The sequence below is a fragment of the Isoptericola croceus genome (assembly GCF_029382255.1).
GTDB classification, from domain to species: domain Bacteria; phylum Actinomycetota; class Actinomycetes; order Actinomycetales; family Cellulomonadaceae; genus Isoptericola; species Isoptericola croceus.
The window spans coordinates 1-275 of the sequence record NZ_JARLLG010000206.1; the positions used below are offsets into that span (position 1 = coordinate 1).

The 275-nt window shown below is 49.8% G+C and carries 1 pseudogene; it reads left to right on the plus strand.

The features are described 5' to 3' along the window. Positions 1–275: pseudogene (locus PZC42_RS24565) on the plus strand (hypothetical protein); the annotation flags it as partial.

A 275-nucleotide genomic window follows, 5' to 3' on the forward strand; every position in this document is an offset into this window, starting at 1 on the left:
CTCCACTACATCTTGGAAGCTAACAAACAGGCCGGTACCCTGCCGGACAACGCGGCAGCCGTTAAGTCAATCGTTTCAACGAACTTTGCCACCAAGATCGCCCAAAGTTACGGGGTAACGATGGTCAATGTTTTGACCGGGTTTAAGTGGATTGCTGACCAAATTCACCAATACGAAACCAAGCACAACCACACCTTCATGTTTGGGTTTGAAGAATCCTACGGTTACCTGATCAAGCCGTTCGTTCGCGACAAGGATGCCATCCAGACCCTGGT